Origin of the sequence: Streptomyces sp. OR43 (genome assembly GCF_008042275.1) — a bacterium.
GTDB lineage: Bacteria > Actinomycetota > Actinomycetes > Streptomycetales > Streptomycetaceae > Streptomyces.
On the sequence record NZ_RDBK01000025.1, the window covers coordinates 216,644 to 240,469 of the forward strand.

Here is a 23,826-nt window from a genome sequence, read left to right on the forward strand (position 1 = left end):
GTTCTGCCAGTGGTTGAGTTGTTGTGCGATGGGGCTGGTGGGGTCGGTTTCGGAGCCGAGGATGTCGCGCTGCCAGAGGGTGAAGTCGGCGTACTGGACGGGCAGTGGTGTCCAGGAGGGTGGGTTGCCTGTGGTGCGGGCGGTGTAGGCGGTGGTGAGGTCGCGGGCCAGTGGGGACAGCGACCAGCCGTCCGCGGCGATGTGGTGGATGACGAGCAGCAGGACGTGTTCGTCGGGTGCCGTGCGCAGGAGGGTGGCTCGGAGTGGGGTCTGGGTGGCGAGGTCGAATCCGTGGGTGACGGCTTCGGTGAGGTCGGTGTCCAGGCGTTCGGGGCTGGAGAGGATGTGGTGGAGTTCGGGCCGGGCGTCCTTGTGGATGATCTGGTAGCCGCCTTCGTCGTCCTGGGGGAAGACGGTGCGCAGGGATTCGTGGCGTTCCACGACGTCGGCCAGCGCTGCTTCGAGCGCGGCCGTGTCCAGGGCTCCGGTCAGGCGCAGGGCGACCGGGATGTTGTAGAGGGAGCTGCCGGGCTCGTACTGCTGGAGGAACCACAGCCGTCGCTGCGCGAACGACAACGGCACCCGCTCCGGACGCGGACCCGCCACCAGACCCGCCCGTGCCGTGCCGGCGGCAGTGAGGCCCTCGGCCAGGGAGGCAGGGCTCGGAGCCTCGAACAGCCGCCGGACCGGGAGTTCCACGCCGAGCGCGGTGCGGATGCGGGAGACGAGACGGGTGGCCAGCAGTGAATGCCCGCCGAGGTCGAAGAAGCTGTCGTCGACACCGACTCGTTCCAGGCCGAGAACATCGGCGAACAGCCCGCACAGGATCTCCTCCTGCGGGGTGCGGGGCCTGCGGGCCGTCGCCGCCGAGGCCGCGTAGTCGGGCGCGGGCAGGGCACGGCGGTCCAGCTTGCCCGTGGGCGTCAGAGGAAGCCGGGAGAGCTGGACCACGGCCGCGGGCACCATGTGGTTCGGGAGCCGCTCCGCGACGAACGCGCGCAGCTCGGCGGCGTCCGCCCCGCCGTCGTCCGAGGGCGCCACATAGGCGACGAGCCGCTTGTCGCCGGGCTGGTCCTCACGGACGACCACGGCACACTGCGCCACCGACGTGTGCGCCCCGAGCAGCGACTCGATCTCGCCGAGCTCGATACGGAAACCGCGGACCTTGACCTGGTTGTCGGCGCGGCCGATGAACTCGAGCACCCCGGCGGCCGTCCAGCGGACCACGTCGCCGGTGCGGTACATACGGGAGCCCGCCGGTCCGAACGGGTTCGCGACAAATCGCTCGGCGGTCAGCCCCGGGCGCCCGAGATAGCCGCGGGCCACCCCCGCACCGGCGACGTACAGCTCGCCCGGCACACCGGCCGGCGCCGGCCGCAGTGCCGAATCGAGCACATAGACCTGGGCGTTGGACACGGGCGTGCCGATCTCGGCCGGGCTGCCCTCGCGGACGACGCCGGTGACGCTGTCGGCGGTGCATTCGGTCGGACCGTAGAAGTTGAAGCCCGTCAGGCCCTCGACCGACGTCAGCCGGCCGCGCAGCGCCTCACCGATGGCCTCGCCGCCGAGGACGATCAGGGCCGGGCGGTGCCGGTCACTGTCCAGCAGACCGGCGGCGATCAGGTGCTGGCACTCGGAGGGCGTCATGTCGACGACGTCGATGCGGTGTTCGTCCACCTGGCGCGCGAACGCCTCGGGGTCGTGCCGGGCCTCGTCGTCGATCAGATGGAGCTCGTGGCCATGGGCCGCCATCCAGAGGAAGAGCCCCCAGGAGGCGTCGAAGGAGAACGACGCGGTGTGCGCCATGCGCAGCCGTCTGCCGCCGGCGGACTCCACGACCGGGGCCAGTACCTCGGCCTGGTGGTGGTGGAGCAGGTTGGTGAGACTGGAGTGGTTGATCAGCGCGGCCTTGGGCCGGCCCGTGGAACCGGAGGTGTAGAGGATGTACGCGCCGTTGTCCCGGGTCGCCCGTACACCGGGCAGGTCGGCGGCCGGTCGCGCCGCGAGGGAGGCCTGGAGTTCCGGGTCGTCGAGGCGCAGGACGGGCACGCCGGAGCCGTCGAGGACGCTCACACGGCCGGCGGCCGCGCCGGACGTCACCACGAGGGCGGGTGCCGAGTCGGTCAGCATGAACGACGTGCGTTCGGCCGGGTAGGTCGGGTCGACCGGCAGATAGACGGCCCCGGCCTTCATGGCGGCGAGGAGCGCGACGACGGAGTCCACCGAGCGCGGCAGCACCACGGCCACGATGTCCTCGGGTCCGACTCCGTGCTCGACGAGCAGCCGGGCCAGCCGGTTGACCCGGCCGTTGAGCTCGCGGTAGGTCACGGTGGCGTTCCGGAAGACGATGGCCGTCTCGTCCGGGGTACGGGCCACCTGGGCCTCGAAGAGCTCGGGCAGGAGTTCGGCCGGCATGTCCCGTTCGGTGCGGTTCCAGTCGACGAGCATGCGCCGGGTCTGCTCGGTGTCGAGTACGTCGATCCGGCCGACCGGTGTCTGTGGAGCGGTGAGGAGCAGCCGCAGGGTCCGCAGCAGCTGCTCGCCGAGTTCCGCCGCCGCCGCGGGTTCGAAGACGTCCGGGCGGTGGTCGAGCTGGAAGCGCAGCGTGGTGTCGGGCATCGCCACGAGGCCGAGCGGATAGTGCGTCGCGTCGTAACCGACGGTCCGCAGGATCTTGAGGCCGCCGGACGCCTGGCTCATGTCCCCGGCGTCCAGCGGATAGTTCTCGAACACCATGGACGTGTCGAAGAGTTCACCCAGTCCGGCGATCCGCTGGATCTCCGACAGGCCCAGATGCTGGTGGGCCAGCAGCAGGGCCTGCTCCTCCTGCAGTCTGCCGAGGAGCGCCGAGAAGGGCTCGTCGGGGCGCAGCCGCAGGCGCAGGGGAAGGGTGTTGATGAACAGGCCGACCATGTCCTCGACACCGTCGAGCTCCGGCGGACGGCCCGATACGGTCACGCCGAACACCACGTCGTCCAGGCCCGTCATCCTGGAGAGCAGCAGGGACCAGGCGCCCTGCACCAGGGTGTTGAGGGTGAGCCCCTGCTCGCGCGCGAAGGCCGTCAGCGCCGCGGTTTCGCCCTCGTCGAGGCCGAACAGCACGTGCTCGGGCACCATCGGCGGATGCTCCACGCCCAGCGAGGCCACCCGGGTGGGCTCGTCCAGCCCCGCCAGTGCCCCGGCCCAGGCCGCGCGGGCCTCGGTGGTGTCCTGCGCGCCGAGCCAGGTCAGGTGGTCGCGGTACGGGCGGACCCGGGGCAGCTCCGATGCGTCACCGTTGGCGAGATAGAGCCCGAACAGCTCCCGCATGACGATCTGCATCGACCAGCCGTCGAGCAGGATGTGGTGGTTGGTGAGGAGGAAGCGGTAGCTCTGCTCGCCGAGGCGGAGCAGCGTGAAGCGGACCAGCGGGGCCTGCCCGAGGTCGAACCGCCGGTCGCGGTCCTCGAGGGCCGCCCGCTCGGCCAGCGCCGCGCGCTCCTCGGCCGGAGCCGACCGGAGGTCGAGGGTCCGCCACGGCGCGGTGACATCGCGCAGCACCAGCTGGGCCCACTCACCGGACTTGCGCTGGCGGAAGGCGACCCGCAGGTTCGGATGGCGCAGGAGCAGCGCGTCGGCGGCCGCGTGCAGGGCGTCGGCGTCGAGCGCACCTTCGAAGTCCGTCGCCACCTGCGCCACGTACACATCGGTGGCATCGTCCGCGTCCGGTCCCGTCCCCTCGAGGACGCTGTGGAAGAGCATGCCTTCCTGGAGGGGAGACAGCGGGTAGATGTCTTCGATCTTACGTGGCTGTCGCGTCACTGCCATGTCTCCCACCGGACCGCAATTTGTCTTTTATGCCGCCACCGGTAATAGAGCAGGCAGCAATAGCGACGAGCAACGTATTGCGCCGCCCGCGTTCCGTGCAACCAAAATCCGGGGTCATTAACTCTCAGCTTAAGAGTCATTGGGGTCGGTGGGCGCCGTAGTGGTGGCGCGGGGGTGGTCCATATTCAGCCCCAGCTTAAAGAGGGTGCTCGCGATTCGGTCCTGCGTGGCCGGGTGCTACGGTCGCAAACCTTGTGTCGGAACGGAGGCGGTACGGTGCAGCGGAGTATCGAGGAGGAACTTGTCTCCTGGATAAATGGGGATGCCTTCACCTGTCTGGGGGCGCGCGCGGCGGTTCGTCAGGACCTTCTGGTCACGCATGTATATGAAGAGCTGGATTCTGACGACTGCACGGGAAAGTTGCATCAGAATCTTATTGAATTCATTGACGCGAATATTTCCGCGGAGCATGATTTCGCCTCGTTCGTCGCCGTGTTCCGTACACCCAGGGAGTGCGGAGAGGAAGAGTTCGAACAGGCGCTGTGGGGGCAGCTGGGCAGGCTTCACCGGCTGGACGCGAAGTCCTATTCCTGGAGCGAGGGTTACTCGAGCGACACGGAATCGTCCGAATTCGGGTTCAGTGTCGCAGGCCGGCCGTTCTTCGTCGCCGGACTCAATCCGGGTTCCTCACGGATCTCCCGGCGATTCTCCTACCCCGCGCTGGTCTTCAACTCCCATGAGCAGTTCGGCAGGCTGAAGGCCGACGGTACGTACTTCGGATTGCAGCGCAGGATTCGTGCCAAGGAACTCCGGCTGCAGGGCAGCGTCAATCCCATGCTGGCCGATCACGGCACATCGTCGGAGGCGCGGCAGTACTCGGGGCGGGCCGTACCGGCCGACTGGAAGTGCCCGTTCCACCCGGAACCCGGGATGCACACGCCGACCGGATGACCGGTGCGGGCCGCAGGCGCCGGCCCCTGGCCCACGGGGCCGCCCCCGCACGGCACGACCGCGGGTACGGCCCCGTTGTCACTTCTCGCGCAACTCGTCCTTGGTCACGAGCTGGCCGTCCGTGAAGCACAGCCGGTACACACCGGACCAGAAGAGGCCGCCGTCGGCACGGTAGTAACGGCAGGAGGCCTGCTCCGGAATCGACGGGCCCTCCACCGCATCGCGCGGATTCACCTGCTGGTCGGGGAGTTGGGAGCGCAGGTCCTCCCATTTCTGGCCCTGCCGCAGTCCCCGGTAGGTGTCCGTGTCGAGCGTCATGCTCTCGTACGTCCGGGAGAAGTAGCCGATCATCAGCACGGCCACCGCGGCCGTCGCCGCGACCGGCACCGCCACCACTGCGACCAGGCTGCGGCGCACCCTGCGTTCGGCCCGCTGCCGGGCCATGGCCGAGACGGGCGCCCCCGGCAGCCCGCCGGCCTCGGCCGGACCGGGGGACTGGGCGGTTGCGGCGCCCGAGTGCGGCAGTCGCGCCGCCACCTCGAAGCCACCGTGGTCGAGGGGGTTCGCCGTGAGTGTGCCGCCCAGGACCCGGACCCGCTCGGCGAGCCCCACCAGCCCCATCCCGCTGCCGCTGGTGTCCTGCGGCGGGCCGTCCGGCGCCTCATTGGTGATGGTGACCCGGGTGAGGTCCGTCAGCCGCTCCAGCAGCACCTGGATCTCTGCGCCGGGGGCGTGCTTGGCGGCATTGGTCAGCGCCTCCTTCACCACGCGCTGCACGGCCTCCTCGACGCCGCGCGGCGCCGGAAGATCGAGGCCACGCCGCTTCAACTCGACGAGCATCCCGGCGGTACGCGCCCGGTCCACGGTGCTCATGACGTCCTCGCGCAGCGACGGCGCCGGTTCCTGGGAGGCGTCCACACGCAGCACGCCGATGATGTCACCGAGCCTGGTGATCGCCTGGGCCGAGTTGACGCGCAGTTCACTGGCCGTGGACCTGGACGCCTCGTCCAGGCGCGGGGAGACCTCGAGCGCGGCGGCCAGCATGGCGATGAGGGTGAGGTCGTGACCGAGCTGATCGTGCATGTCCTGCGCGATGCTGGCCCGTTCGCGGATCCTGGCCCGGTCGACACTGAGCTGCTGCTCCCGCTCCAGATGCTGGGCGCGCTGCCAGCCGGCCAGTTCGAGCTCGCGGCGCTGGTGCCGGTGCCGGCCGGCCAGCCAGGCCGTCACCGCGCCGACGAGGAGAGGGGCCGTGTTCAGCCAGGTGGTGACATGGCCGGACTTCATTCCGGTGGTGAGGACGGTCGCGGCGACCACACCCGCCGCGATGGCGATCTCCAGGGGCCGCTCGCGCATCTTGCGCCGTCCCACGAGATAACTCATCGCGAACAGAGCGGGCGCGTACCAGGGATTGACCACACTGAGCGCCGCGCCGACGCCCCAGGCCAGCGGAAGGTGACGCTCCCGGAAAACGACGACCGGCACGAGGAGGACGAGTCCGCCGAGTCTCCACCAGGACGTCGACGACGTCAGATCGGCGAGAGAGCCGAGCAACGGCGGCACGGAGAGCCCGCACCACAGGGCTACGCTCCAGATAGCCTTACGTCGTCCGGCGAGGGCGGCAAGGAAGCAGGCACGGCCGGCCCGCCGCCCGGGTTCACCGGTCCTTCGGGGACCCTCAACGCCTTTCACGGGGAGTCCTGGCTGTGAGCCGACACGGCACCGGCCGGGGCGAAGAGAGAATAGGGAATCAGGTGATCCGAGTTCTGCTCGCTGACGACGAACCGATGATGAGGGTGGGCGCCCGGGCGATCCTGTCGGCCGACCAGGAGATCGAGGTGGTCGCCGAGGCCGCCGACGGCCGGCAGGCCGTGGAGATGGTCCACCGGCACCAGCCGGACGTCGCCCTCCTGGATGTGCAGATGCCGCTCCTGGACGGGCTGGACGCGACGTCCGAGATCCTGAGGTCCTCCTCGCGCACCGCCGTGATCATCTTCACGACCTTCAGCAACGACGACTACATCGCGCGCGCCCTGAGCAACGGAGCGAGCGGCTTCCTGCTGAAGTCGGGCGACCCGCGCGAACTGATCGCGGGCGTGCACGCGGTGGCCGACGGCGCCGCCTATCTCTCGCCCGAAGCGGCGCACCGGGTGATCCGGGGCCTGTCCCTGGAGAACATGTCGCGGAAATCGGCCGCCCGCGAGCAGGCCGCCCGGCTCAGCAGCCGCGAGCGCGTCGTGCTGGGGCTGCTCGGCGCCGGTCTGTCGAACGCGCAGATCGCCCGTCGCCTGGACCTGGTGGAGGGCACGGTGAAAACACATGTCAGTTCCATCCTCAGGAGACTGGCGGTCGGCAACCGGGTGCAGGCGGCGATCATCGCCCATGAGGCGGACCTGATCACAGCGACCGACTGAGGGCAGCTCCGTGCGCCGCCGGAGTGTCCAGCCGGCACCCGTCGGGTCAGCCATGGCTCAGGACGTTGACGACGCGCCCGTTCGGATCGCGTACGAAGAAGCGGCGCACGCCCCACTCCTCGTCCGCCGGCCCGTACACGATCTCCGCCCCGCTGCGCACCACCGCCGCGTGCACCGCGTCCACGTCCTCCACCTCCACGCTCAGATCGGGCGTGACCGGGCCCGTCCTGTCGGCGGTCATGATGCTGACCTGGGCCGTGGGGTGGGAGGGCGAGGCGAGCGTCATGATCCAGCCCTGGTTCATGACCTCGTCGAGGCCCAGGAGCCCGTAGAAGGCGGCGTTGGCGCGCATGGCTCCGGAGGCGTCCCCGGTTCCGTCACCCGTGCCGGTCACGATGTTGGGGACGACGCGGCGGACGGACATCGGCGGCTCCTGTCGGTGGCTGGCGCTGAGCCACCGAGCTTAGACCGACCCGAAGTGGGGGGTGGGTGAAGGAGCGGGGGCTGGAGGAGTGCGTGCCGAGCCCTGCGAGGCCGCCCCACCCATTGCCGGTCGGTCTGACGACCCGCCCCGTCCGCGAAGTGCTCACGCCGCCGGTTGCGGACCGTGCGGTCTGGTTCCGGCGGTCACGAGGCATGCGCCGGAGGTCAGTTGGGGGCGCCGGCCTGGCTCGGTACGGTTTCGAGGCTCCGGAGCAGACGCTCACCGCGATCTTCGGCCATGTCCAGCGTGGCCAGAACGGCCGGCGTCGAGATGCTGGGGAGCACGTAGTGCAGCAGGACCGAGATCCGCCGGCCGAGGTCCTCGCGGTTGGACAGGACCTGGGACATCACCTGGATGCCCGAGAAGGATCCCGCCAGCATCTCCGCGGCCTCGCCCGGATCCACGTGCGGCAGCAGCTCGCCCTGCCCCTTGGCGGCCACCAGGAGGTGTTCCAGCCGGTCTATCCAGCCGCGAAACGGCGTCCCTCGGTCGAGGCCCTCCACGGCCTGGTCCATGGCCAGGCCGACGCTGGCCCGGACCAGTGGCTCATGTCGCAGACGGTAGGCGAGGAGCATGCCCTGGTCCACCAGTTCCTGGAGCTTCGTGAGCTGGGGCGGCAGCGGATCGCTGTGCAGCTGTATGTCCATCACCCCGAGCGCGAGATCCTCCTTCGAGGCGAAGTGGAAGTACAGCGCGCCCTTGGTCACCCCCGCGCGCGCCAGGATCTCGCTGATGGTCGCGCTGCTGTAGCCGCGCTCGTCGAACACGTCGGCGGCCGCCACCAGGATCGACCTGCGGGTCTGGATCGCGCGCGCCTGCTGTGCCATCAGCTTCTCTCTAACTGGTGGCGTGGTTGGTGCCACAGGGGGTTGGCTGGAAAGGAAAACCGGGCTGTCAGTATCTTACTGCGGGGCGGCTCGGCCCTTTGACTCGGATCCTCCTGGGGGAACTTCATGGTTCAGCTCACCTCACGCAGCGCTTCGATGTCGGTGGAGAGCGTCGAGCGGGCGGGGCACTTCACGGGTGCCGGCCGTGCCGAGGCCCCCTCCGGCAGCCCGGAAGAGAGCGGCGCCCCGGCCGGGGAGGAGCCCGGCCGCAGAGAAGGCTCACCCGAACGGCTGAGACGGCTGGTGCACCGGACCGACCCGCTCGACGTCTTCCCCACCGGGCTCACCCGGCTCACCGACACCCAGTTCTCGGTACCCGCCCACTGGCCGAGGTCCCACCGCTTCTTCGCCCCGGTCGGCAGCCACCAGGACCCCCTGCTCATAGCCGAGACCATGCGCCAGACGACGATGCTCATCGCCCACGCCCAGTTCGGTGTGCCGGTCGGTGACGCCTTCGTCATGTGGGAGTTGCGGTACACCTCCGCCTCCGAACGGCTCGAGCTGGGCGAGGACCCGTGGGACATCACGGTGGACGTGTCCTGCTCCCGCATCAAGCGCCGTGGGCGGAGCCTCGGCTCCATGCACATCGAACTCCTCCTGCACCGCCGCGGCACCGTGCTCGCGACCGGCGGCGGCCGGATCAGCTGCACCTCGGCCGCCGCGTACGAGCGGCTGCGCGGACACCGCGGCGCCGTCCTCGACACCCCGATACCCCTCCTGCCCGCCGTCGCCCCGCGCACGGTCGGCAGGACCTCCGAGAACGACGTCGTCCTGTCGCCCGGCACGGACCCCGGCACCTGGCTCCTGCGGCTCGACACCCGGCATCCGACGCTCTTCGGCCGCCCCAACGATCACGTACCGGGCATCCTGCTGCTGGAGGCCGCCCGGCAGGCCGCGCACGCGGCCACCGGCCACACCTTCCTGCCGACGGCGATGCAGGCCGACTTCCTCCAGTACGTCGAGCTGGACCGCCCCTGCCGGATCGAGGCCACGGAGCTCCCCGCCGACGGCGACGACCCGCTCGCGCCCGCCGGAGTGTTCATACGGGCCGTTCAGGACGGCGAACCCGCTTTCACCTGCACCCTCCGCTCGCCGGAACTCCACCCGGCCGGGCCCGGCGATGTCAGAACGGACCACTCATGACACCCCGCATCCTCATCACCGGCGCGACCGGCTTCATCGGCAGCCGGGTGGCCGCCGCCGCCCGCGCGACGCCCGGGATCCGGCTGCGCCTGATGACCCACCGGACCGCCCTCGACACCCCGGCCGACGGACTTCACTGCGAGACGGTGTACGGAGACCTCGCCGACCCCGGATCGCTGCGCGGCAGCTGCGAGGGCGTCGACGCCGTGATCCACTGCGCGTCCCGGGTCGGCTCCGACGAGCAGACCGCCCGGACCGTCAACGACCACGGCACCCGAGCGCTGGTCGACGAGGCCGTACGCGGCGGAGCCGGCCGGATCGTCCTGCTGAGCACCGCCTCCGTCTACGGCCGCGGCCCCTTCACCGCGCTGCTTCCCGGCGCCGCCGAGCCCGCCCCCGTCTCCGCCACCAGCCTGACCCGGGTCGCCGCCGAGCAGCACGTCCTGGCGGCCGGGGGAGTCGTCCTGCGCCCGCACATCGTGCACGGGGCGGGGGACCGGTGGGCGATCCCCGGACTGGTCGCCCTGCTGAGGTACCTGTCGGCGGCACCGGCCGGCTGCGACGCCCGTCACTCGCTGATCGACGTGGAGAGCCTGGGCCGCGCGCTGCTCGGAGCAGCGCTCGCCCCGAAGCCGCCGTCCGGCGTCTACCACGTCAACCACCCCGAGCCGGTGACCTGCTCGGACCTGCTGTCCACGGTGCTCGGCGAACTCGCACTGCCCTGGGCGGGCACGGAGATCGCCCTGGACGAGGCCCGTACCCGGCTGGCCGGCGTCCCGTACGCCACGCACCACTTCGACATGCTCACGGTGGACCACTGGTTCGCCGACGAACGGGTGGGCGAGGACCTCGGCTGGGCTCCTGGCCCGGACTTCCGGACGTCCTTCGCGCAGCATGCCCCCTGGTACCGGGAGTTGCTCAGCCGCTGAGGCCGACGGTGCCGGCGATGCTGCTGGGGCCGACCGGGCCGGCGGGCCGGGCCGGGCCCGCCCTCACGCGCCCGCCCGGTCCGGGATGCGCGTCCCCGTCCCGCTCACCCGCACCCGTGCGTCGCCCGCCCGCAGGGTGACGGTGAGCGTGCCGGGGCGGCCCATGTCCTCGCCCTGGTGCAGGGTCAGCGAGGCGGTCTCCGGGACCAGCGACAGGGCGCGCAGGTACGCGCCGAACGCGGCGGCCGCGGCGCCCGTCGCGGGGTCCTCGACCACACCGCCGACCGGGAACGGGTCGCGGACGTGGAAGACGGTGTCCGAAGCGCGCCACACCAGCTGGACGGTGGTGAGGTCCAGCCGGTGCATCAGCGCTTCGAGGCGCGCGAAGTCGTAGGAGAGCGCGGCCAGCCGCTCACGGCTCGCGGCGGCCAGCACCAGATGGCGGGCGCCCGCGTAGGCGATGCGGGGCGGCAGGGCCGGGTCGAGATCGGTGGCCGGCCAGTCCAGCGCGGCCAGGGCCTCCGTGACGTCCTCGGCGGCGGCGTCCGTGACGTGCGGCTCCACGCTGGTGAGGGTCGCCCGCAGTTCGCCGCCCCGGCGGACGACGGTGACGGGGACCGGTCCGGCCGCGGTGGCGAACTCCAGGTCCCCGGGGCCGTCCCGCTCGGCGAGGGCCAGGGCCGTGGCCACGGTGGCGTGACCGCAGAACGGGACCTCGGCCTTCGGGCTGAAGTAGCGGATCGCGTAACCGCGCGCACCGGGCTCCGACGCCTCGGCGCGGCCGGTCAGGAACGCCGACTCGCTGTATCCGACCTCCGCCGCGACGGCGAGCATGCCCGCCTCGTCCATACCGGAGGCGTCCAGCACGACCCCGGCGGGATTTCCGCCCGAGGGATCGGCGGAGAAGGCGGTGTAGCGCAGGAGACCAGGCCCGGGAAGTTCGCTCATGTGCGGCACAACCGCGCCGCGGTCCGGGGCATTCCCCCCTCCGTGGTCCCGCCCGCCTCCCGTGTCGGGCGGGACCGGGAAGCACCCGGACCGCGGCATCCCGCTCAGTGGCAGTTCTTGGTGCCCTTGCTCGACTTCGTCCAGGAGCAGGAGTCGAGGAGCTTGCCGTTCGGCTTGATCAGCCGCGCCTTGTCACCGGTGTTGTTCCAGACGTACGAGCCACGGTTCCAGTACAGGTGACCGGAACTGTTCCTGGCCTTGCCGGTGTGCACCTTGACGGTCCTGCCCGCGCCGACGCTGTAGGCGGGGAAGGTGTAGGTGTACCCGGTGTTGTCCTTGAGCTTGTAGCCCTTGAGCTGGAACTTCGCCCTGGTGTTGTTGTGGATCTCGACCCACTCGGCCTTGAGCGAGGTGTTGGACCGGGTGTCCTTGCCGGGGCTGTCGTACTGGATCTTGCCGAGGTGCACCCCGCCCTGGTGCTTCGCGGCCGAGGCCGGGGTCGCGAGGAGCAGCGAGCCGGTGAGGGCGGTGGTGGCGGCCAGGGCGAGGGGCACCGTGGTGCGTATGCGCATGCTGTGTGTTCCTTATGTGGAGTTCTGGTGAAGAGCTGTGAGCATAAGGGCAGCACGCGCTTACCGGGCCGGTCGGGGTGCGAATCCGGCCGGAATCGGTCGTTCGGGCCTGAGAGATGGTCAGTTGTGGGCGTCGGCGGGCCGGTTCCCGCCCGGTCCGGTCAGCCCCGGCCCACGTACGGCATCCCCGTCGCCATCACGGTGGCGAACTGGACGTTCGCCTCCAGTGGCAGCTCCGCCATGTGGACCACCGTCCGGGCCACGTCCGAGGCCGCCATCACCGGTTCCACGGCCAGCTCGCCGTTGGCCTGGAGGATCCCGGTCTGCATGCGCTCGGTCATCTCGGTCGCGGCGTTGCCGATGTCGATCTGGCCGCAGGCGATCCGGTACGGGCGGCCGTCCAGGGACAGCGACTTCGTCAGGCCGGTCATCGCGTGCTTGGTCGCCGTGTAGGCGACCGAGTGCGGGCGCGGCGCGTGCGCGGAGACCGAGCCGTTGTTGATGATCCGCCCGCCCTGCGGGTCCTGCTCCTTCATCTGCCGGTACGCCGCCTGCGCGCACAGGAACGCCCCCGTCAGGTTCACGTCGACCACCGTGCGCCAGTCGTCGTACGCGAGGTCCTCGACCGGCACGGCGCGCGGCCCGAAGGTGCCCGCGTTGTTGAAGAGCAGGTCGAGGTGGCCGAAGCACTCCCGTACGGCGGAGAACAGGGCGTCCACGTCGTCCGGGCGCGACACGTCGGCGGGGACGGTGATCACCCGGGCGTCCGGCCCGGCCAGTGCGGCGGTCTCGGTGAGCGGCTCCGGGCGGCGGCCCGCGAGCGCCACCGACCAGCCGGCGCCGCTCAGCGCCAGAGCCACCGCGCGGCCGATCCCGGAGCCCGCGCCCGTGACCACAGCCGTCTTCGTCACGGAGTTCAACAGTTTGTTGCTCATGGTGCGGCAGCGTACGCCGCCCGCTCCGGAGGACGCGGCCGGGGGCAAACGGCGCGTCCGGGTGGGGGGTTCGCGTCCCACGGGTGATTCCGGCACGCCGCACGGCGATTCCCCGGCTGCCGCCCCCCAAGTTAATGATCATGGTTGTGCCGCGTACGCGGAGTTTGCCCCTGGGGATCCATTCCTGCCGCATTCCTCATCCGGGCGACGTCCGTGCGACGCGAGCACGACAACCGCCCGATGCGTCGGCCCGATGGACTTCCCCCACATCACCAGTCAGGGGAGGGACAGATGACGCTCTCAACGCATCAGCAGGAGCTGCGCGACGCGGTCCGGAACACCGGCCGCCGCCGTTTTCTCACCGTCACCGGAGCCGCCGCCGCACTCGCGTTCTCCGTCGGCCTGCCGGCCGCGGGAGCGGCGAGCGCCGCCGAGCTCGACACCCGGCAGATCGGCGAGGATCCGTTCACCCTGGGCGTCGCCTCCGGCGACCCGCTGCCCGAATCCGTCCTCCTGTGGACGAGACTCGCGCCCCGCCCGTTCGAGCCCGACAGCGGACTGCCCGCCGCGCGTATCGAGGTGCGCTGGGAGGTCGCCCGCGACGAGCGCTTCCGGCACGTCGTCCGGCGCGGCACCGCCACCGCCCACCCGGAGTTCCACCACAGCGTCCATGTGGAGGTCAAGGGCCTCGCGCCGGACCGTGTGCTCTACTACCGCTTCCGCGCCGGACAGTGGACCAGTCCCGTCGGCCGGACCCGTACCGCACCCGCCCCCGGCGCCCACAAGCGCGAACTGTCCCTGGCCGCCGTCTCCTGCCAGGCCTACCACGACGGCTACTTCACCGCGTACAAGCACCTCGCCCAGGAGGACGTCGACGTCGTCTTCCACCTCGGCGACTACCTCTACGAGTACGCCGTCACCGCGACCGGCGGAGCCCGCAACTACACCGACCGGACCCTGCCCGCCCTCTTCAACCGGGAGACGACCACGCTGGAGGACTACCGGCTGCGGTACGCCCTCTACAAGTCCGACCCGGACCTGCGCGCCGCCCACGCCGCGCACCCCTTCGTCGTCACCTGGGACGACCACGAGACCGAGAACAACTACGCGGGCGAGACCCCCGAGAACAGCGTGCCGCCCGAGGAGTTCCTGATCCGCCGGGCCGCCGCCTACCGCGCGTACTGGGAGAACCAGCCGCTGCGCGCCCCGCAGCGGCCCGACGGCCCGGACATGAAGCTCTACCGGCGCCTGCGGTTCGGCCGCCTCGCCCAGTTCGACATCCTCGACACCCGCCAGTACCGCAGCGACCAGGCGTACGGCGACGGCTGGCAGACCCCCGGGCCCGAGTCCGAGGACCCGTCGCGCACCCTGACCGGCGCAGCCCAGGAGCGCTGGCTGATCGACGGCTGGCGTCACTCGAAGGCCACCTGGAACGTCGTGCCGCAGCAGGTAACTTTCGCCCGGCGGCGCGATGTGCCGACCGATGCCTACAAGCTCTCCATGGACTCCTGGGACGGCTACCCGGCGTCCCGCGACCGCGTCCTGAGGGGCGCCGAGGCAGCCGGCGTGGACAACCTCATGGTGCTGACCGGCGACGTGCACGTCGGCTACGCCTTCGACCTGAAGCGGGACTTCGACGACCCCGCCTCCCGTACCGTCGGCACCGAGATCGTCGCCACCTCCGTCGCCAGCGGCAAGAACGGCTCGGAGAAGCCGGCCAACTGGGCCAACCTCATGGCCGCCAACCCGCACATGAAGTTCTACAACGGGCGCCGCGGGTACGCCCTCGTCACGCTCCAGGAGCGCCAGGCGCGCGCCGACTACCGCACGGTGTCCGCCGTCACCACGCCCGGCGCCCCCGTGACGACGGCCGCCTCGTTCGTCACGGAGACCGGCAACCAGGGCCTGACCCCGGCCTGATACCCGCCCGGTACTCAGGGCGTCAGGACACCAGGCCGTCCACGGGGTAGCGGACGCCGATGCGCTCACGTACCGCGTCGAGCGTCCGCATCACCGCGAGCGAACCGTCCAGCGGCACCAGCGGGGACTCCGTCTCGCCCGCCCGGACCGCCCGCATGACCTCGGCCGCCTCGAACTGCATGCCCGACAGGCCCTCCGGCCCCGGACCGGAGGTGATCTCCTCCGGCTCCTGGCCCGCCCTGTGGAGCACGAAGTGCCGCGGGTAGAAGAAGCCCTCGGGGAAGTCGATCCGGCCGGCCGTCCCGATCACCGTGGCGGCCGTCGGGTGGTGCCCGACGAGCGAGCAGGACAGCAGCGCGTTGGCCCCCGACTCCCAGCTCAGCAGCATGCCGGTGTTCAGGTCCACGCCCTCCGGCGACAGCAGTGCGTCGGCCTGCACCCGGTCCGGCTCGCCCAGCAGCAGCTGCGCGAACGACACCGGATAGACCCCGAGGTCCAGCAGGGCGCCGCCGCCCAGCGCGGGATCGCGCAGCCGGTGCCCGGCGCCGAAGTCACCCGCGAAGCCGAAGTCGGCCTGCACGGTGCGGATCTCGCCGATCGCCCCGTCCCGCACCAGCTCCGTCATCCGCCGGATGACCGGGTTGCAGTACGTCCACATCGCTTCCATCAGGAAGAGGCCGCGGTCCCGGGCGAGCTTGACCAGCTCCCGGGCCTCGCGCTCGTTGATCGTGAACGCCTTCTCGCACAGCACGTGCTTCCCGGCCTCCAGGGCCAGGGCAGCCGCCTCCCGGTGCGCGGAGTGCGGCGTGGCCACGTACACCACGTCGACCTCCTCGTCGGCGACGAGTCCGGCCCAGCTCCCGTAGGCCCGCGGTATGCCGAACCGTTCCGCGAAGGCGTGCGCCGAGGCGTCCGTCCGGGAGGCCACGGCCACCACCTCCGCATCGGGCATCGCCTGCAGGTCAGCGGTGAACGTCGCCGCGATTCCCCCTGTCGCCAGCACGCCCCAACGGACAGTCCTGCTCATGCACGCTCCCAAAAGGTGTCGACCATTCCGGCTGAGCTGAGAGCATAGAGGCGGATTCAACAACTATGGAGATGAGAATGCCGGACAGCGGCCTCAGCCGGGCCCAGCGGATACCCACGACCGACACCGGGGACAGAGTCCCCGCCCTCACCCCTCCACCCGGCTCCGCCGCCGTCGCGGCAGCCCGGCGCACCGGAATCCTCGTCACCCTGGTCCTCGGCGGACTGACCGCGCTGCCGCCGCTGTCCATGGACATGTACCTTCCGGCGCTCCCCGCCGTCACCGACGCACTGCACGCACCCGCCGCCACGGTCCAGCTCACCCTGACCGCCTGCCTCGCCGGCATGGCGCTCGGCCAGCTCGTCGTCGGCCCGATGAGCGACCGCTGGGGCAGACGCCGCCCGCTGCTCGCCGGGATGCTCGTCTACGTCTTCGCCACCGCGATCTGCGTCTTCGCCCCGACCGCCGAACTCCTCATCGGCTTCCGCCTCCTCCAGGGCCTCGCGGGCGCGGCCGGCATCGTCATCGCCCGGGCGGTGGTGCGTGACCTGTACGACGGCGAGGCGATGGCCAGGTTCTTCTCGACCCTGATGCTGATCTCCGGAGTGGCTCCGGTCATCGCCCCGGTCATCGGCGGCCAGGTCCTGCGGATCACCGACTGGCGGGGCATCTTCGCCGTGCTGACCGTCATCGGCGTCCTGCTCACCCTCGTCGTCTGGAAGTGGCTGCACGAGACCCTGCCGCCCGCCGAGCGCCACACCGGCGGTGTCGGCGACGCGCTGCGCACCATGCGCGGTCTGCTGGCCGACCGGGTCTTCACCGGCTACATGATCGCGGGCAGTCTCGCCTTCGCCGCTCTCTTCGCGTACGTGAGCGCCTCCCCGTTCGTCGTGCAGGAGATCTACGGTGCCTCGCCGCAGACCTTCAGTCTGCTCTTCGGCATCAACTCCATCGGGCTGATCGCCGTCGGCCAGATCAACGGCAAGATCCTCGTCGGCCGGGTCAGCCTCGACAAGGCGCTCGGCTTCGGCCTCGCGGTCATCGTGCTGGCCTCGGTGGCGCTGCTGCTGATGACGTCGGGGGTCTTCGGGGACGTCGGACTCGTACCGGTCGCGTCCGGGCTCTTCGTGCTGATGTCGGCGATGGGCCTGGCGATGCCCAACACCAACACACAGGCGCTGATGCGCACCAAGCACGCCGCCGGCTCCGCCTCCGCGCTGCTCGGCACCTCCCAGTTCCTGATCGGGGCCGTCGCCTCGCCGCTCGTCGGCATCGCGGGCGAGGCCACGGCCGTGCCGATGGCCGTCGTGCAGCTGGTGTGCGCGGTGGGCGCGATGGCGTGCTTCCTCGGCATGTGCCGGCCCTGGCAGCAGGCGGCCACCCGGCTCTGAGGGCCGTGTCGCGGTCAGTCCGCCCGGGGGTAGCCGATCAGGTGCAGCCGGTCCTTGTCGTCGGTCCAGCGGAACAGTCCGACGCCCTCGGCGCCCTCCGCGCCGGGCATCCGCGCGTTCGGTGACAGCAGCTCCGTCGACCCCGTCGAGAGTTCCGCCTCGACGGGGAAGCCGCCCCCGGCCAGCGCGTCCGCCGCGTTGCGCACGCTCGTCGCCCCGTACGCCGTCCCGTCGTCGGTCACCGAGGCCAGGGCGAGGGTCCTGGACCCCTCGGTGTCCTCGAAGCAGAAGCCCTTGCCGGCCTCCAGGTCGAACGCGAGGTTCCCGGCCACCAGATAGCCGCCCGAGGGCGAGACGACCGCCTGCGGGTACTGGCCCGGCGCGATCGCCGGCTTGTGGCACCGCACGGAGACCAGCGCCTTGCCCGTCTCCGTGTCGTGCACCGTCCACAGGTCGTGGGTCGCCGCGAGCTTCGCGCCCTTGGCCAGCCGCCACTTCGCCAGCACCACTCCGGGGGCGACGGATGTCGGGATTCCGCTCTGCCGGTCGGTGCCCTTCGGCGCCACGTTCCTGCTGAACCAGCCGCCCTGTACCCAGAACTCCCGGGCCCCGCTCACCAGCAGGCCCTTCGACGTCAGCCCGCGCACCTCGGTCAGCTGCCGGCACGAAGCGCAGCCCTTCGGGTACTTCAGCGCCTTGGCCGGGACCCTGGCGATCCTGCCGGTCGCCGGGTCGACCACCACGCTCGTGGCCCCGCCGTCGCCGATCACGATGCCGGGGCCGGTGCCGGTGACGGTCGGAGCCGTGGCCCACGGCACCTCGACGCGCTGCCGGCCACCGTCCTCCACGGTGTACACGTCAAGGGACACGATCCGGTCGGCGGGCGCCGGCGCGTCCTGGCCGACCTTCCCGTACGACCAGGTGACGAAGTACTCCTGGTCGTCCGTGGTGACCGTGAACAGCTTCGGGAAGTGCACGGCCGCCGGCGGGCGCCAGGCGTCCCCGCTCCAGCCGGCCCGCCCGGTCTCCGAGTCGATCGTCCGCAGCCGGTACTCGCCCTCGGCCGTCCGCACCAGGTAGGCGAGCCGTCCGGTCGTCCGGGAGATCGCGTAGTCGGGAGAGGTGTCGACGAGCTCCCAGCCGCGCCGCGTCGTGTACGAGGCCGGGACGGTCAGCTGCGTGGCCGGGCCCGTGCTCTTCCGCACCGGCTTCTTCGGCTTGCCGTCGTCCTTCTTGCCGCCGCCCCCGCAGGTGGCCAGCAGGAGCAGCAGCGCCAGTACCAGCAGCCCGCCGACCAGAGCCAGGCGCACGACGCGCTGCCTCGTGGTCCCTCCGCCGGCCGGAGCCAGGCGTCCGAACTGCAGTCTCATGGTCCCCCCGATGAGCAATACCCGACCTGGGCCTTCGCGCGAGCAATTCCCGGCGAGGGCCTTCGCGCCGGTCAGCGTAGCAACTGGCCGGTACGCCTTCGCCGTTCGGTTCCGTCCCCGTTCCGTCCCGATTCCGCACGGAGTCCGGGCCCGTTCGCGTCCGCCTACAATTCCTCGGTGAACGCCACCCTCCCCACCGCGGAAGCCCTGCGCGCGGCCCTGGCCGGACTCCTCGACGGACTGCCGCCCAAGCAGGCCGCCCAGGCCGTCGACCGGCTCATCGCCAACTACCGGGGAACCACTCCCACCGACACCCCGCTGCTCCGCGACCGCTCGGACGTCGCCGCGTACGCCGCGTACCGGATGCCCGCGACGTTCGAGGCCGTACGGTCCGTCCTCGACGCCCTGCGCGACGCCGCCCCGGACTGGACGCCGGCCACGCACACCGACGTCGGCGGCGGCACCGGCGCGGCGAGCTGGGCCGTCGCCGGGGCCTGGGACGGGCCGCGGACCACCGTCCTGGACTGGGCCGAGCCGGCCCTCGCGCTCGGCCGCGAACTGGCCGGGGCCTCCGGCCTCCCGGGCCTCCGCGCCGCCGCGTGGCAGCGGGCCCGCATCGGCAAGGACCTGGCACTGGACGCCACCGACCTGGTGACCGTCTCCTACGTGCTCAACGAACTGACTCCCGAGGCCCGCACCGCCCTCGTCGACGCCGCGGCCCGTGCGGCGCAGGCCGTCGTGATCGTCGAGGCCGGCACCCCCGACGGCTACGCCCGCGTCATCGAGGCCCGCGACCGGCTGATCGCCGCGGGACTCACCGTCGCCGCGCCCTGCCCGCACAGCGACGCCTGCCCCATCGAGCCGGGCACGGACTGGTGCCACTTCTCGGCCCGGGTCAGCCGCTCCTCGCTGCACCGGAAGGTGAAGGGCGGCTCGCTGCCGTACGAGGACGAGAAGTTCAGCTACGTCGTCGCCACCCGCTTCGCCCCGCGGCCCGTGGAGGCGCGGGTCACGCGACGGCCGCAGATCCGCAAGGGCCAGGTGCTGCTGGAGCTCTGCACCCGGGACGAGGCACTGCGACGCGCCACGGTCACCAAGCGGCACGGCGCGCTCTACCGCGCCGCCCGGGACACCGACTGGGGCGACGCCTGGCCGCCCCCGGAGGACGCGGCCTAGAGGCCGGCCCGGAGGACGCCGCCTAAGGCCGCAGCTCCTGGGTGCAGCACTTCACGCTGCCGCCGCCCTTGAGCAGCTCGCCCAGGTCCATCGGCACCGGTTCGAAGCCGCGGTCGCGCAGCGGGTCGAACAGGCCGGTGGCGGCCTGCGGCAGCACGACATGGAGCCCGTCGCTCACCGCGTTCAGCCCGAGAGCGGCGGCATCCGCGTCGCCGGCGAGCAGCGCGTCCGGGAAGAGGCGCGCCAGCACGGCCCGGCTGCCCGGCGAGAAGGCGTCCGGGTAGTACATGATCTCGTCGGCCGCGTCGTCGAGGACGCTCAGCGCCGTGTCCAGGTGGTAGTAGCGCGGGTCGACCAGATCGAGGCCGATCACCGGCCGCCCGAAGAACTCCTGCGCCTCGTCGTGCGAGAGCGGGCTCGACCGGAAGCCGCGCCCCGCCAGGACGTACGAGGAGGTCACCGCGAAGTCGCCCTCGCCCTCGTTGATGTGGACGGGCTCGTGGATCTCGGTGAAGCCGTGGCCGCGGAACCAGTCGAGGTGGGCGGCCGCCTCCGGGAACCGTTCCTGGTAGGCGAACCGGGCCCCCAGCACCCGGCCGTCGATGACGGTGGCCCCGTTGGCGGCGAAGACCATGTCCGGCAGGTCCGGGTCGGGCGTGAGCAGTTCCACGGTGTGGCCGAGGCTGCGGTAGCGGCCCAGCAGGTCCTCCCACTGGGTCTGCGCCAGCGCGAGGTCGACGGGCTTGGTGGGGTCCATCCACGGGTTGATGGAGTACGTCACCCTGAAGTGAGCCGGGGCACACATCAGGTAGCGGCGGGGTGTGGCTTCACGAGGCAACGAGGGCTCCTCACGAATCGTCGCGGCGGCATTGGTGGCCGCCGCGGCCGGTGCGTCGCACGGGTGTGTGCGTGAGCCCATGGTGCGCCGTCCCGGGCCGTCGGCACAGTGGACCGATCGGGTGGTTCCGTACAGCTGTGTGACGTGTGACCGACTCGTCCCCGTTGAGGGTGGCGGGCACCCGGTCCCGGGCCCCCGATCACCTGAAATTCATCTGCCATTTCATGACAATCAGCATGTTATCGCTCACTGCGGGGCATCGGCCGGCGTACCCCGCTTCAGGACTCTGGCCACCCGGAGCGCAGGATGGTGGGACCATGGGCAGGGGCAACGCTTGAGGTAAGGGGATAGATGGGCGCCGATTTCAGCCGTGCTCGCGGCTCAGAGAGCAGGTTTTCCCACTGGCTGCGCCGTCGGCCCAAACCGCAGCAGGGCGATGCCGACGGCAGCGCACGGGTGGCGCTGCTCCTGGCCGTGGCCGAGGCGGGGATGCCGATCGCGCCCGCCGCCCATCCGGTCGGCTACCGGTGTTCGTGCGAACGCGTCGGCTGTCCCACCCCCGCCAGGCACCCGGTCTCCTTCGCCTGGCAGACGCAGTCCACGACCGACCGCGCCCAGATCGAGCGCTGGGCCCTCAGCCAGCCGCAGGCCAACTTCATCACCGCGACCGGCATGATCCACGACGTTCTCGACGTTCCGCTGTCGGCCGGTACGCAGGCGCTGGAGCGGCTTCTCGCCGCCGGAATCGACGTGGGCCCGGTGGCCCGGTCCGGCGACGACCGGATGCTCTTCTTCACCGCGACGCGCGGTACGCCGGAGGACGAGGACGAGTGGTGGCCGTGCGAGCTGGACTGCCACCCCGAGACGATGGACGAGCACCCCGGACTGCGGTGGCACTGCCGAGGCAGCTACGTCCTGCTGCCGCCGGCCATGCTCCCCGGTGAGCTCGACGTCCGCTGGGTGCGGGGTCCGGAGAATCCGCTGCCGGACCCGCTGACCCTGCTGGAGACGCTGACGGACGCGTGCGCCCGGTTCGTGGGATCCGCGGAGCAGAGCGACGTCGATCACGAGTCGGTGGCCTGGCCCATGGGCCGGTAGCCGGAGCGACCGCGACGAGTGCAGGGCCGGTGCAAGGGCCTGGGGCGACGCGAGAGCCCCAGGACCGCGCTACGCCCCGGCGGCCTAGGAACCCTTCGCCGACGTCAGGCCCGGTACCCGGTTCAGCATGATCACCTTGCCCGCGCCGGCACCCTTCTTCGGGACGTACACCAGCTGGCTGGAGACCCGCTCCTTCGTGAGCGTGCTCCGTACCTCTCCGGTCATCAGCGCCGCGACGTCCGGGGACACCGTCGGGCGCAGGCCCTGCGCCGCCGTCTGCCGCTCGAAGTGCTTGCTGCTGAAGAAGACCAGCGCACCGCCGTCCGCCGTCTCCAGGCCGACCGGTGCGAACGTCCCGCTGTTGAGCGGCTGGTCGATGTACTGGTACGAGAACCCGGCCCGCCGGGTGTTCAGGCGTGCGGTGCGCCAGACCGAGGTGGCCGCTCCGGGGGCGAACACGTCCGGCGTGCCCTTCTGCAGATACCCGGTGTACTGCGCGCCCAGGTCCTGCGGTGCCACCGCCAGTGCGGCGCTGTCCGGGGCCACCGGGGTCGCCCGGCCCTCACCGTCCTTCGCGAATTCGGGGATCCGGGTCGGGGTGGCGACCGCCAGATAGGCTGCCTTCCATCCCGCGTCGGGGCCGGACCTGACGAAGACGAACAGCCAGCGGGTGTCCTGCTTCCCGCTGTCCTGGTCACGGTTGGAGTCGGTGTCCGCGACGAACCAGCGCGGCCAGCCGGCCTTCTTCGGGATGACGTACTTCGCGTCGGTCAACTCCAGCGGCCGGTGGTTCGCGTTGCCGTCGGGGTTGTTCTTCTGCCGGGCCCGCAGCCCCGCCTGGTTGATCGCGCCGAGCGGTCCGGTGACCCGCTCCGCGTCCAGCGCGGGGTCGTAGGCCTTGTCCGCCGCGTTGTACGCGGCGGTGAAGTCGGCCAGCGCCTGCGCGGCCTCAGACCGCGTCGCCGCCCGGACGACTTCCAGCTCGCCGTGCACCGTCACGCACCCGCTCGCCGTCATGCTCAGCACCGTCGCTGTGGCGAGCCCCGTCGCCAGCCGAACCGGCCTCAGGCTTCTCATCCGTTGCTTTCCGCGCCTTCTGATCCGTCGCACCCGCTGCGGGGCCCTCTGACCGTCCGAACCCTACCGGGGCGAGGAACAGCGCGAGTGTGGGGATCAGATACAGCGCCCACACCGTGATCTGGAGAACGGTCGGGTCGGGCTGGAAATTGAACGTGCCCTTCAGCAGCGTGCCGTACCAGCTGTCGGGCGGAATCGTGGCGCTGATGTCGAACGCCCGGTTCCGCAACCCGCCGAGGAACTCGGCCTCCTGGAGGTCGTGGACGCCGTACGCGAGCACACCCGCCGCGACGACGACCAGCATGCCGCCAGTCCAGGTGAAGAACTTCGCCAGGTTGATCTTCAGCGCACCGCGGTAGAACAGCCAGCCCAGCACGACGGCCGCGGCGATGCCCAGCACCGCGCCGATCATCGGATGCCAGCCGTCGTCCGCCGCGTGCACCGCACGCCACACGAACAGCGAGGTCTCCAGGCCCTCACGGCCCACCGCGAGCAGCGCCGTGGCGACCAGGGCGCCGGTGCCCATCGCGAGCGCCGCGTCGAGCTTTCCGTGCAGCTCCGACTTCAGGTGCCGCGCGGTGCGGCGCATCCAGAAGACCATCCAGGTGACCAGGCCGACCGAGAGGATGGACAGCGAACCGCCCAGCGCCTCCTGGGCCTTGAACGTCATCTCCTGCGAACCGAACTCGAGACCGGCGCCGAAGGCCAGGCTGACGACGACGGCGATCGCGACACCGATCCAGATCGGCAGCAGCTTGTGCCGGTTGCCGGTCTTCACCAGGTACGCGATGAGAATGCAGACGACCAGGCTGGCCTCAAGGCCCTCGCGCAGGCCGATCAGGAAGTTACTGAACACGTT

At 71.2% G+C, this 23,826-nt stretch carries 20 protein-coding genes; 8 read left to right on the forward strand and 12 right to left on the reverse strand.

The window, feature by feature from the left end; genetic code table 11:
• A partial coding sequence (locus EAO72_RS13705; RefSeq protein ID WP_148017572.1) for a non-ribosomal peptide synthetase occupies window positions 1–3,807 on the reverse strand: 3,807 nt, incomplete at its 3' end.
• 276 nt (window positions 3,808–4,083) lie between these two features.
• On the opposite strand from EAO72_RS13705, the gene gntA reads away from it, so the two are divergent.
• A complete protein-coding gene (gntA, locus tag EAO72_RS13710; protein ID WP_222724087.1) occupies window positions 4,084–4,758 on the forward strand; it encodes a guanitoxin biosynthesis heme-dependent pre-guanitoxin N-hydroxylase GntA in 675 nt (224 codons plus the stop codon).
• Between the two features lie 78 nt (window positions 4,759–4,836).
• On the opposite strand, the gene EAO72_RS13715 is transcribed toward gntA, so the two are convergent.
• Entirely contained in the window at window positions 4,837–6,321 is a 1,485-nt protein-coding gene (locus EAO72_RS13715) for a sensor histidine kinase (protein ID WP_148017573.1), read from the reverse strand.
• 143 nt (window positions 6,322–6,464) lie between these two features.
• Here EAO72_RS13715 and EAO72_RS13720 point away from each other — a divergent pair, with 143 nt between their 5' ends.
• The gene (locus EAO72_RS13720) at window positions 6,465–7,172 is read left to right on the forward strand and encodes a response regulator (protein ID WP_459112818.1); all 708 of its coding nucleotides are present in this window, start codon (window positions 6,465–6,467) and stop codon (window positions 7,170–7,172) included.
• A gap of 46 nt (window positions 7,173–7,218) precedes the next feature.
• Here EAO72_RS13720 and EAO72_RS13725 read toward each other — a convergent pair whose 3' ends face one another.
• Both EAO72_RS13725 and EAO72_RS13730 read right to left on the reverse strand, forming a co-directional pair.
• Window positions 7,219–7,596: a VOC family protein gene (locus EAO72_RS13725; RefSeq protein ID WP_148017575.1), complete on the reverse strand. Its 378-nt coding sequence runs from the start codon at window positions 7,594–7,596 to the stop codon at window positions 7,219–7,221.
• 224 nt (window positions 7,597–7,820) lie between these two features.
• Window positions 7,821–8,483 (reverse strand): ScbR family autoregulator-binding transcription factor, encoded by a 663-nt coding sequence (locus tag EAO72_RS13730; RefSeq protein WP_148017576.1) that lies wholly within the window; start codon window positions 8,481–8,483, stop codon window positions 7,821–7,823.
• A gap of 126 nt (window positions 8,484–8,609) precedes the next feature.
• On the opposite strand from EAO72_RS13730, the gene EAO72_RS13735 reads away from it, so the two are divergent.
• Together EAO72_RS13735 and EAO72_RS13740 are read left to right on the forward strand one after the other, a co-directional pair.
• The gene (locus EAO72_RS13735; RefSeq protein WP_261991464.1) at window positions 8,610–9,686 is read left to right on the forward strand and encodes a ScbA/BarX family gamma-butyrolactone biosynthesis protein; all 1,077 of its coding nucleotides are present in this window, start codon (window positions 8,610–8,612) and stop codon (window positions 9,684–9,686) included.
• Window positions 9,683–10,615: an NAD-dependent epimerase/dehydratase family protein gene (locus EAO72_RS13740; RefSeq protein ID WP_148017577.1), complete on the forward strand. Its 933-nt coding sequence runs from the start codon at window positions 9,683–9,685 to the stop codon at window positions 10,613–10,615. Before EAO72_RS13735 ends, EAO72_RS13740 begins: the two co-directional genes overlap by 4 nt.
• A gap of 63 nt (window positions 10,616–10,678) precedes the next feature.
• Here the strand turns inward: EAO72_RS13740 and EAO72_RS13745 are convergent, their stop codons facing one another.
• The 3 genes from EAO72_RS13745 to EAO72_RS13755 form a co-directional block, all read right to left on the reverse strand.
• The gene (locus tag EAO72_RS13745) at window positions 10,679–11,563 is read right to left on the reverse strand and encodes a PhzF family phenazine biosynthesis protein (protein WP_148017578.1); all 885 of its coding nucleotides are present in this window, start codon (window positions 11,561–11,563) and stop codon (window positions 10,679–10,681) included.
• A 104-nt stretch (window positions 11,564–11,667) separates the two neighbouring features.
• Window positions 11,668–12,135, reverse strand: a complete 468-nt coding sequence (locus tag EAO72_RS13750) for a lamin tail domain-containing protein (protein ID WP_148017579.1) — start codon at window positions 12,133–12,135, stop codon at window positions 11,668–11,670.
• 161 nt (window positions 12,136–12,296) lie between these two features.
• Window positions 12,297–13,070 (reverse strand): SDR family oxidoreductase, encoded by a 774-nt coding sequence (locus tag EAO72_RS13755; RefSeq protein WP_148017580.1) that lies wholly within the window; start codon window positions 13,068–13,070, stop codon window positions 12,297–12,299.
• Between the two features lie 291 nt (window positions 13,071–13,361).
• Between EAO72_RS13755 and EAO72_RS13760 the strand changes: the two genes are divergently transcribed.
• Complete coding sequence (locus EAO72_RS13760) at window positions 13,362–14,990, forward strand: alkaline phosphatase D family protein (protein WP_148017581.1); 1,629 nt, start codon at window positions 13,362–13,364, stop codon at window positions 14,988–14,990.
• Window positions 14,991–15,012: 22 nt separating this feature from the next.
• Here the strand turns inward: EAO72_RS13760 and EAO72_RS13765 are convergent, their stop codons facing one another.
• Complete coding sequence (locus tag EAO72_RS13765; protein WP_187285038.1) at window positions 15,013–16,017, reverse strand: Gfo/Idh/MocA family protein; 1,005 nt, start codon at window positions 16,015–16,017, stop codon at window positions 15,013–15,015.
• A 77-nt stretch (window positions 16,018–16,094) separates the two neighbouring features.
• Between EAO72_RS13765 and EAO72_RS13770 the strand changes: the two genes are divergently transcribed.
• Entirely contained in the window at window positions 16,095–17,408 is a 1,314-nt protein-coding gene (locus EAO72_RS13770; protein ID WP_148017582.1) for a multidrug effflux MFS transporter, read from the forward strand.
• Between the two features lie 14 nt (window positions 17,409–17,422).
• Here the strand turns inward: EAO72_RS13770 and EAO72_RS13775 are convergent, their stop codons facing one another.
• Complete coding sequence (locus EAO72_RS13775; protein WP_187285039.1) at window positions 17,423–18,778, reverse strand: hypothetical protein; 1,356 nt, start codon at window positions 18,776–18,778, stop codon at window positions 17,423–17,425.
• A gap of 177 nt (window positions 18,779–18,955) precedes the next feature.
• Between EAO72_RS13775 and EAO72_RS13780 the strand changes: the two genes are divergently transcribed.
• A complete protein-coding gene (locus tag EAO72_RS13780) occupies window positions 18,956–19,954 on the forward strand; it encodes a small ribosomal subunit Rsm22 family protein (protein WP_148017583.1) in 999 nt (332 codons plus the stop codon).
• Between the two features lie 22 nt (window positions 19,955–19,976).
• Here EAO72_RS13780 and ddaH read toward each other — a convergent pair whose 3' ends face one another.
• Entirely contained in the window at window positions 19,977–20,873 is an 897-nt protein-coding gene (gene ddaH, locus EAO72_RS13785) for a dimethylargininase (RefSeq protein ID WP_410090291.1), read from the reverse strand.
• 270 nt (window positions 20,874–21,143) lie between these two features.
• Between ddaH and EAO72_RS13790 the strand changes: the two genes are divergently transcribed.
• Entirely contained in the window at window positions 21,144–21,890 is a 747-nt protein-coding gene (locus EAO72_RS13790) for a bifunctional DNA primase/polymerase (protein WP_148017585.1), read from the forward strand.
• A gap of 84 nt (window positions 21,891–21,974) precedes the next feature.
• On the opposite strand, the gene EAO72_RS13795 is transcribed toward EAO72_RS13790, so the two are convergent.
• Together EAO72_RS13795 and efeU are read right to left on the reverse strand one after the other, a co-directional pair.
• Window positions 21,975–22,907: a hypothetical protein gene (locus EAO72_RS13795; protein WP_148017586.1), complete on the reverse strand. Its 933-nt coding sequence runs from the start codon at window positions 22,905–22,907 to the stop codon at window positions 21,975–21,977.
• Window positions 22,840–23,823: an iron uptake transporter permease EfeU gene (efeU, locus tag EAO72_RS13800; protein WP_148017587.1), complete on the reverse strand. Its 984-nt coding sequence runs from the start codon at window positions 23,821–23,823 to the stop codon at window positions 22,840–22,842. Before efeU ends, EAO72_RS13795 begins: the two co-directional genes overlap by 68 nt.
• Window positions 23,824–23,826: the final 3 nt, after the last annotated feature.

Bases quoted from the DNA above. Each gene is read 5' to 3' on its own strand.
- EAO72_RS13770 (WP_148017582.1), top strand. From the start codon at position 16,095: ATGCCGGACAGCGGCCTCAGCCGGGCCCAGCGGATACCCACGACCGAC.
- EAO72_RS13760 (WP_148017581.1), top strand. From the start codon at position 13,362: ATGACGCTCTCAACGCATCAGCAGGAGCTGCGCGACGCGGTCCGGAAC.
- EAO72_RS13745 (WP_148017578.1), bottom strand. From the start codon at position 11,563: ATGAGCGAACTTCCCGGGCCTGGTCTCCTGCGCTACACCGCCTTCTCC.
- EAO72_RS13730 (WP_148017576.1), bottom strand. From the start codon at position 8,483: ATGGCACAGCAGGCGCGCGCGATCCAGACCCGCAGGTCGATCCTGGTG.
- EAO72_RS13750 (WP_148017579.1), bottom strand. From the start codon at position 12,135: ATGCGCATACGCACCACGGTGCCCCTCGCCCTGGCCGCCACCACCGCC.
- EAO72_RS13725 (WP_148017575.1), bottom strand. From the start codon at position 7,596: ATGTCCGTCCGCCGCGTCGTCCCCAACATCGTGACCGGCACGGGTGAC.
- ddaH (WP_410090291.1), bottom strand. From the start codon at position 20,873: ATGGGCTCACGCACACACCCGTGCGACGCACCGGCCGCGGCGGCCACC.
- EAO72_RS13765 (WP_187285038.1), bottom strand. From the start codon at position 16,017: ATGAGCAGGACTGTCCGTTGGGGCGTGCTGGCGACAGGGGGAATCGCG.
- EAO72_RS13775 (WP_187285039.1), bottom strand. From the start codon at position 18,778: ATGAGACTGCAGTTCGGACGCCTGGCTCCGGCCGGCGGAGGGACCACG.
- EAO72_RS13790 (WP_148017585.1), top strand. From the start codon at position 21,144: ATGGGCGCCGATTTCAGCCGTGCTCGCGGCTCAGAGAGCAGGTTTTCC.
- EAO72_RS13740 (WP_148017577.1), top strand. From the start codon at position 9,683: ATGACACCCCGCATCCTCATCACCGGCGCGACCGGCTTCATCGGCAGC.
- EAO72_RS13795 (WP_148017586.1), bottom strand. From the start codon at position 22,907: ATGACGGCGAGCGGGTGCGTGACGGTGCACGGCGAGCTGGAAGTCGTC.
- EAO72_RS13735 (WP_261991464.1), top strand. From the start codon at position 8,610: ATGGTTCAGCTCACCTCACGCAGCGCTTCGATGTCGGTGGAGAGCGTC.
- EAO72_RS13755 (WP_148017580.1), bottom strand. From the start codon at position 13,070: ATGAGCAACAAACTGTTGAACTCCGTGACGAAGACGGCTGTGGTCACG.